Below are 6,817 nucleotides of genomic sequence, written 5' to 3' on the forward strand. Positions count from 1 at the left end.
CGTGACCAGCTGGAGCGAGCGACTCACCGAGCTCGGCATCGAACTGCCTGCCGTAGTCCCGCCGTTGGCCGCATATGTTCCCGCAGTGCAGACGGGTTCGCTGGTGTACACGGCCGGTCAGCTACCGATGGTGGCGGGCAAGCTGACGCACTCCGGAAAAGTCGGTGCCGCGGTCACGGCCGAGGACGCGGCCGACGCGGCACGTACCTGTGCGCTCAACGCGCTGGCTGCAATCGACTCTCTCGTCGGGGTCGACGCGATCAAACGTGTGGTCAAGGTGGTCGGCTTCGTGGCGTCCGCTCCCGGCTTCACCGGTCAGCCCGCGGTGATCAACGGGGCGTCGAACGTTCTCGGCGACATCTTCGGTGATGCAGGCAAGCACGCACGCTCGGCAGTGGGCGTGGCCGAACTACCGCTGGGCGCGGCAGTCGAGATCGAGCTCATCGTCGAGGTGTAGACGACACGCGTGCAGTACCTGTTGCAGGTGCAGACCCCGCTGGACGGAACACGGGTGATCGACACCAGCGGCGACCGAGGCGAGAAACTCGTCGAGCAGCACGCGGAAACAGTCCGTGGACGATGCGGGACGGTCGGTCAACGAGAGCACCCCGGCCGTGCCGCTGAGTTCGACCCTGAACAGGGATGGTCGCACCGGTGTCGCGAGGGACAGGTGCGAGGTACTCATCGCGCCGTTCGCGTGTTTCAGCACCACCGTCCACGCATCGGCGGACTCACCTCGATGACAGAGTGCGACGTCGACGATCGGCCCCAGGGTGAGATCGAGTAGGTCGAACATGTGCGGGCCGATATCGAACAGTGCGCCCTCGCGGTGTCGCCACGGCGAATTCGAATACTCCCCACCCAGCACCGAACCGGACAGCCAGGTGCCCGAGCCTGCGCTCCAATCGCCAGCACGGGCCCGGTCCAAGAAAGCACGCGTTTGCGGTGCGAACCGCAGCGTCAGCGTCACCATCGAGCGCACATCTGCCCTCGCGACTGCGTCGGCAAGGTGGGAGGCGTCCTCGAGGGTCGCAGCGATCGGCTTGTCGAGCAGCACGTGCTTGCCCGCATCGGCAGCTGTGACGGCCATCCCCGCCTGCACCTCGGGCGGAACGGCGAAGGCGACGGCCTCGACCTCTTCCAGCATCGCGTCGTAACTTTCGAACACCGGCGCCCCCATGCTCGCGGCGGCATCGGGTCGGCGTGCCCACACCCCGGCGAACTCGATATCCGGATGAGCCTGCAGCGACGGTGCCTGCGTGGCACGCGCCCACGGCCCCGCGCCTACCAAACCGACCCTCATGTCCCTAGGGTACGACTATGACTCTGGAGCGATCATGACTCTCGCGCACCCGGCCTACGGTCGGCTCCGGCAGGTAACGGACACTGCGGCAGTGCTACTGGCCGACAACCCGGGCAGGATGACCCTGGACGGAACCAACACGTGGGTGCTGCGGGCGCCGGGCAGTGAGGACTGCGTCGTCGTCGATCCCGGTCCCAAGGAATCCGGCCACCTGGACGCGGTGGCCGCGACGGGCAACGTTGCACTGGTGCTGGTCACCCACCGGCACCGCGACCACACCGCCGGGCTGAAACGGTTTCATCGCAAGACCGGCGCGCCGATCCGCGCGCACTCCGGGGAGTTCCTGCACGGCGACACCGATCCGCTCGTCGACGGCGAGGTGATCGACGCGGCGGGAGTGTCCATCACGGTACTTTCGACGCCGGGGCACACCGCCGATTCACTGAGCTTCGTACTCGACGACGCCGTCCTCACCGGTGACACGATTCTCGGACGCGGTACGACGGTGCTCGATCCCCAGGACGGCTCCCTCGGCGACTATCTGACGTCGCTGGACCGCCTGGAAGAAGCCGGGGCCGGGAAGATGGTGCTACCGGGGCACGGCGCGGAGGTGCCCGATACCGCCGAGGTGGTGCGCTTCTACCGATCGCACAGGCTCGAACGCCTGGCGCAGGTTAAAGCAGCACTCGACGAGCTGGGCGAGGACGCGAAGCCCATGCAGGTGGTCAAGCACGTCTACGCGGATGTGGACAAGAAGCTGTGGCCCGCTGCACGCATGTCCGTCAAGACGCAGCTGGCCTACCTCCGTCAGAACTAGCGCGCTCGGCGGGCGAGTCGCTCGGAGTCGGAGATGAGCACGCTCTTGCCTTCGAGCCGGAGCCAGCCACGGTGCGCGAAATCGGCGAGGGCCTTGTTGACCGTCTCGCGTGAAGCACCCACCAACTGGGCGATCTCTTCCTGCGTGAGATCGTGCGTGACGCGCAGTGACCCGGCTTCCTGGGTGCCGAAGCGCTGAGCAAGCTGCAACAGCGCCTTGGCGACACGACCGGGAACGTCGGTGAAGATGAGGTCGGCGAGATTGTTGTTGGTACGACGAAGCCGACGCGCGAGGACACGAAGCAGCTGCTCTGCGATCTCAGGGCGCTGATCGATCCAGGCCTTGAGGGCGTCGCGGTCCATGCTGACCGCGCGGACCTCGGTCACCGTGGTGGCGGTGGACGTACGGGGCCCGGGATCGAAGATCGACAGTTCACCGAACATGTCCGACGGACCCATGATGGTCAGCAGGTTCTCGCGACCGTCCGGAGAGCGGCGTCCGAGTTTGATCTTGCCGGAGACGATGATGTAGAGCCGATCACCTGGCTCGCCCTCGTTGAAGACCACATGGCCTCGGGGAAAGTCCACTGGCTGCAACTGCTTGGTCAGTGCTGCAACCGCAGAGGGTTCGACTCCTTGGAAGATGCCGGCCCGTGCCAGGACGTCGTCCACTTGCGCTCCTTTAGGGGGATGTCGCCGCCGCAGTCACCTGCGCCGACGAAAGGCGTTTCTCGCAACGCGAACCTCGAGACTCTCGACTCGTGGAACACGCGTGTATTCAAACATGACCAATATCTCGGTGAAGTCTACGTCGCGAAGGTCGAATCCGAGTGATCGACGCCACGGGCGCGCAGGAACATATCGAACGCAATGCCTGCGGTCGGCTCGAAAACGGTCAACTCGCGCGCTGATCAGCCATCTCGTCGATGGTGGCTACGCCACGCTTGCGGTTGTTGAAACGATCGAGAGCGTGCGGGAAACCTTCGTTGGCGAGTGTCGCGACCTCGGACGTGCTGGCCTTGTCGAGGAACTCCTGAACCTCTTGTTCGCGGACCCCGAGCTTGCTGAGGCGGAACTCCACTCGCTCCATGGCGAGGGAGAACAGCATCAGCAGTACTGGAAAGAGCACCACGGCGAGTCCTTGCATACCGAGCAGTAAACACCGGAAAGGTCTCGATAAGAACACAGCGCCAATTCGTTGCAGATTCTTGTCCGTACAGTTGTGGGGTGAAATCGACCGTCCCTCCTGCGCGCGAGGTGCGCAAACGCGAAGAGACGAAACTGGGGCTCGTCCGCCGAGCCCGACGCATGAATCGTGAGCTCGCGCGGGCATTTCCGCATGTCTACTGCGAACTCGACTTCACGACGCCGCTCGAACTCGCCGTCGCGACGATCCTGTCTGCGCAGTGCACCGACAAACGCGTCAACATGGTTACGCCAGCTCTGTTCGTGAGATATCGCACTGCGCGCGACTACGCCGAAGCCGACCGCACCGAGCTCGAGGAGTACATCCGCACTACGGGCTTCTACCGCAACAAGACCACCTCGCTCATCGGACTCGGTTCGGCGTTGCTCGAGAAGTTCGGCGGCGAAGTACCAGCGAATCTGAAGGATCTCGTCACCCTGCCGGGAATCGGCCGAAAGACCGCCAACGTCGTCCTCGGCAACGCCTTCGATGTCCCCGGCATCACCGTCGACACGCATTTCGGCCGGCTCGTGCGGCGCTGGCAATGGACGGACGAGGAAGACCCCGTCAAGGTCGAACACGCGGTCGGGGCGCTCATCGAACGCAAGGAATGGACCCTGCTCTCGCATCGGGTGATCTTTCATGGCCGACGCGTGTGCCACGCCCGCAAACCGGCCTGCGGCGTATGCATCCTCGCCAAGGACTGCCCGTCGTACGGGCTCGGCCCCACCGACAAGGCTGCCGCGGCGGCCCTGGTGAAGGGACCCGAAACCGACCACCTCCTGCAACTGGCAGGAGTGGACTCGTGACCGGTTCCGCGGCTCGGTGGTCGCTGGCGGCTCTGCTCGTCGTCGTCGCGCTGATCTTCGCGATCTGGCCACGCGGGGAAGATCCCGGGACAGCCTCCCCGGAGATGGGCCGAGGCGCCCCGATAGTGGAGGAACGGCGCGCTGCCGACACCTCCGAGGCTCTCGCGCCGCTGCGTGAACGCGCGGATCTGTCTGCGTGCCCGACACCGACCAGCGCTGCGGCGAACGACGGTCCGCTGGCTGGACTCGTGCTCGAGTGCATCGGTGACGGCAGTTCGGTGGATCTGGGGCAGGCCCTCGCTGGGCGCCCGGCTTTGATCAACCTGTGGGCGTACTGGTGCGCTCCGTGCGCCGAGGAACTGCCCTACCTGCAGGATTACGCCGCGCAGATGGATGGGCGCCTGACCGTGCTCACCGTGCATCAGGACCGAAACGAGGCCAACGGGCTGGCGAAACTCGCCGATTACGGTATTCGTCTGCCCGGCGTGCAGGACGGTACCGGGCGTACGGCATTGGCCGTCGGCGCGCCCAGTGTCCTCCCGGTGTCGATTCTGATCGACGCGGATGGCACTGTCGTTTCCGTGCTGCCTCAACCGTTCCGCAGTGTCGACGACATCGACGATGCTGTCCGAACCAACCTGGGAATTGCGCTGTGACCCCTCCGGTGTGGCTGCGGCAGGTCGTGGACTCGGTGGGCGGTGAGCAGGGACTGATCGATCCCAACGGCACCAACCCGGTGCTGCAGCGGACCGCCGCCGACGGTGAGCTCACGCGCCACGCATCTGTCCTCGTCCTGTTCGGTGGATCGCGGGAGCCCCATCAGCTCGCCCGCGGTGGCCTACCCGAGGATGCGGACGTCCTGCTGACCCAGCGGGCGTCGACGTTGCGTCAACACAGCGGTCAGATTGCCTTCCCCGGCGGCGCCACCGACCCCGGAGACGAATCGCCCATAGCGACAGCGCTGCGAGAAGCGCAGGAAGAAACCGGTCTCGACCCTCGCGGCGTGCAGCCGCTCGCGACGTTGCCGGGCATCTATGTGCCACCGTCGAGGTTCGACGTCGTTCCGGTCCTGGCCTACTGGCGTGAACCCAGTGCCGTCGGCGTCGTCGACGCGGCCGAGGCCGATCGGGTGATGCGGGTACCGATCAGGACACTGCTCGACCCCGACAACCGCTTCCAGGTTCGCCACCCCCGCGGCTACCAGGGCCCAGCCTTCGCCGTCGACGGGATGCTGGTGTGGGGATTCACCGGCGGTATTCTGGCGGGTCTGCTCGCGGTTTCCGGCTGGGAAACCGAATGGGACACGAGTGACGTTCGCGATCTGGAGGCCAGCTTGGCAGCAGTGGACCAATCAGGAAGTCGTTCGACAGGCTTCCTGACGGGACTGGACCGGTGACGGGCTCCACCTGGGTGGATATCATCGTCATCGGTGTCGCCCTCCTCGCGGCCTCGTCCGGATGGCGGCAGGGTGCGGTGGCGTCGGCGATGGCGTTTCTGGGTGTCGTACTCGGTGCGGTCGCCGGGATCCTCATCGCGCCGCACGTCCTCGACTACGTCGACGGCATGCGACTGCGGGTGATCGTGGGCATCTCGGTGATCATCGCGCTCGTCATCATCGGCGAGGTATCGGGGATGGTGCTCGGGCGGGCGCTGCGCAGCGGTATGCACTCCCCGGGGGCCAGATCCGTCGACAGCGTCATCGGTGCAGGGCTGCAGGGCGTCGCGGTGCTCGCGGCCGCGTGGCTCCTCGCGATCCCGCTGACATCGTCCTCACAGCCCGAGTTGGCCGGCGCGGTTCGCGGGTCGCAGGTGCTGAGCAAGGTCGACGAGGTCGCACCGCAGTGGCTCCGCGAGATACCCAAGGAATTCTCCGCGTTGCTCGATACATCCGGGCTGCCGGATGTCATCGGGCCGTTCGGGCAGACCCCGGTGGCCGATGTCGCACCACCCGACCCGGTACTGCAGGCCAGCTCTGTTGTCGGGCAGCTGCAGCAGAGTGTCCTCAAGATCAGCGGCGTCGCCTCGAGCTGTCAGAAGGCGCTCGAAGGATCCGGTTTCGTCGTCGCCCCCGAACTCGTGATGACCAATGCCCACGTCGTCGCCGGGACCGACGGCGTCACCGTCGACTCCGTCGGCTCGGTGTTCGACGCCGAGGTCGTGCTCTTCGACTCGGAGGAGGACGTGGCGTTGCTGCGAGTCCCCGGACTCCGGGCCCCGGTACTGAATTTCCGCGCTGACCCGGCAGCACCGGGCGAGGGCGCGATCGTGCTGGGCTACCCGGGCGGCGGACCGTACACCGCAAGCTCGGCGCGGGTCCGTGAGACGCTCAACCTCAGCGGCCCGGACATCTACCAGACCGGCACCGTGCAGCGGGAGGTCTACACCGTCCGCGGCACCGTCCGGCAGGGCAACTCGGGAGGGCCGCTGGTTGCCGCGGACGGGCAGGTACTCGGACTGGTCTTCGGCGCGGCCGTCGACGACCCGGACACGGGCTTCGTCCTCACCGCCTCCGAGATCGCCGACGAGCTCGAGCGCGGTATCTCCAGCCCGGTGGCTGTCGGAACCGGCGCCTGCATCCTGTGAGGCGGCTCCGCCGCATGTGATGCTCCTATGAGTGTCAAGCGGTGGTTTTGTGGGTGAGGAGTTGGAACATTTCGCGGGCGACGGCTCGTTTGAGGCAGCGAATGATGTCGCGTTTGGTTT

At 66.1% G+C, this 6,817-nt stretch carries 9 protein-coding genes; 6 read left to right on the forward strand and 3 right to left on the reverse strand.

The genetic code is table 11. The features are described 5' to 3' along the window. Position 1: 1 nt before the first annotated feature. The gene (locus KVY23_RS15615) at positions 2-457 is read left to right on the forward strand and encodes a RidA family protein (protein ID WP_374108728.1); all 456 of its coding nucleotides are present in this window, start codon (positions 2-4) and stop codon (positions 455-457) included. On the opposite strand, the gene KVY23_RS15620 is transcribed toward KVY23_RS15615, so the two are convergent. Next, on the reverse strand, positions 410-1,303 hold the full coding sequence (locus KVY23_RS15620) for a Gfo/Idh/MocA family protein (RefSeq protein WP_230557355.1): 894 nt from the start codon (positions 1,301-1,303) through the stop codon (positions 410-412). The two genes, KVY23_RS15615 and KVY23_RS15620, sit on opposite strands and share 48 nt — an antisense overlap. A gap of 34 nt (positions 1,304-1,337) precedes the next feature. On the opposite strand from KVY23_RS15620, the gene KVY23_RS15625 reads away from it, so the two are divergent. Beyond that, positions 1,338-2,120: an MBL fold metallo-hydrolase gene (locus KVY23_RS15625; protein ID WP_206509035.1), complete on the forward strand. Its 783-nt coding sequence runs from the start codon at positions 1,338-1,340 to the stop codon at positions 2,118-2,120. On the opposite strand, the gene KVY23_RS15630 is transcribed toward KVY23_RS15625, so the two are convergent. Both KVY23_RS15630 and KVY23_RS15635 read right to left on the reverse strand, forming a co-directional pair. Continuing rightward, complete coding sequence (locus KVY23_RS15630; protein ID WP_019662947.1) at positions 2,117-2,791, reverse strand: Crp/Fnr family transcriptional regulator; 675 nt, start codon at positions 2,789-2,791, stop codon at positions 2,117-2,119. The genes KVY23_RS15625 and KVY23_RS15630 overlap by 4 nt on opposite strands. A gap of 223 nt (positions 2,792-3,014) precedes the next feature. After that, entirely contained in the window at positions 3,015-3,266 is a 252-nt protein-coding gene (locus KVY23_RS15635) for a hypothetical protein (protein WP_075838459.1), read from the reverse strand. Positions 3,267-3,427: 161 nt separating this feature from the next. Here KVY23_RS15635 and nth point away from each other — a divergent pair, with 161 nt between their 5' ends. The 4 genes from nth to KVY23_RS15655 are packed head-to-tail and all read left to right on the forward strand — an operon-like array spanning position 3,428 to position 6,697. Beyond that, positions 3,428-4,114, forward strand: a complete 687-nt coding sequence (gene nth / locus KVY23_RS15640; protein ID WP_230557365.1) for an endonuclease III — start codon at positions 3,428-3,430, stop codon at positions 4,112-4,114. Further along, positions 4,111-4,770, forward strand: coding sequence for a TlpA disulfide reductase family protein (locus KVY23_RS15645; protein WP_206509037.1), 660 nt, complete (start codon positions 4,111-4,113; stop codon positions 4,768-4,770). The genes nth and KVY23_RS15645 overlap by 4 nt, the downstream gene beginning before the upstream one ends. After that, positions 4,767-5,510 carry a CoA pyrophosphatase gene (locus KVY23_RS15650; protein WP_083667501.1) on the forward strand — a complete coding sequence of 248 codons (744 nt, stop codon included), beginning with the start codon at positions 4,767-4,769 and terminating at the stop codon, positions 5,508-5,510. The genes KVY23_RS15645 and KVY23_RS15650 overlap by 4 nt, the downstream gene beginning before the upstream one ends. After that, on the forward strand, positions 5,507-6,697 hold the full coding sequence (locus tag KVY23_RS15655; RefSeq protein ID WP_230557356.1) for a MarP family serine protease: 1,191 nt from the start codon (positions 5,507-5,509) through the stop codon (positions 6,695-6,697). The genes KVY23_RS15650 and KVY23_RS15655 overlap by 4 nt, the downstream gene beginning before the upstream one ends. Positions 6,698-6,817 lie beyond the last annotated feature (120 nt).

Source organism: Rhodococcus sp. I2R (genome assembly GCF_020889545.1).
Taxonomy (GTDB): domain Bacteria; phylum Actinomycetota; class Actinomycetes; order Mycobacteriales; family Mycobacteriaceae; genus Rhodococcoides.

Excerpts from the sequence above, each read along its gene's own strand:
- KVY23_RS15620 (WP_230557355.1), bottom strand. The coding sequence starts at position 1,303 with ATGAGGGTCGGTTTGGTAGGCGCGGGGCCGTGGGCGCGTGCCACGCAG.
- KVY23_RS15625 (WP_206509035.1), top strand. The coding sequence starts at position 1,338 with ATGACTCTCGCGCACCCGGCCTACGGTCGGCTCCGGCAGGTAACGGAC.
- KVY23_RS15635 (WP_075838459.1), bottom strand. The coding sequence starts at position 3,266 with ATGCAAGGACTCGCCGTGGTGCTCTTTCCAGTACTGCTGATGCTGTTC.
- nth (WP_230557365.1), top strand. The coding sequence starts at position 3,428 with ATGAATCGTGAGCTCGCGCGGGCATTTCCGCATGTCTACTGCGAACTC.